This window comes from Vibrio sp. 1580, assembly GCF_033340055.1.
Map to the genome: position 1 here is coordinate 1 of NZ_JAWOVT010000832.1, position 500 is coordinate 500.

The window sequence follows — 500 nt, forward strand, 5'->3', positions numbered from 1 at the left end:
GAGCGAGGCGACGAATACGATTACATCGACACTCCTATTGCAGATCAATGGGCCGACCACCAAGATGACGACAGCGACGGTGTCATTAACCAGCGCGATTTATGTCCAGGCACACCATTAGGTGCAGAAATTGATAATGATGGCTGCGGATCTTACGCAAACTCATCACAACAAATGCAAATTCGAGTGTTATTTGCAAATGATTCAGATGAAATTAACCCGGTTTTCGCGAAGCAGATTCGAGAACTCTCAGATTTCTTGAAAGAATACCCAAGCACATCCATTGAGTTGCAAGGTTACGCGAGCCGCACAGGAGGGTCTGAGCACAATTTGGATCTCTCCAAACGCCGAGCAGAGAACGTAAGAAAGGCACTGCTTCAAAACGGTATTACTCCTGATCGAGTTACTATTGTTGGCTACGGCGATACGGTTTTAGCAACAACCGGAACAGACGAAGTAAGCCATGCTTTGAACCGACGTGTGACCGCAACAGTAGTAGG

At 47.0% G+C, this 500-nt stretch carries 1 protein-coding gene; it reads left to right on the forward strand.

Annotation, left to right across the window (positions count from 1 at the left end):
* The coding region (locus R7093_RS28630) for an OmpA family protein (RefSeq protein ID WP_318147463.1) at positions 1 to 500 on the forward strand (500 nt) is incomplete at both ends.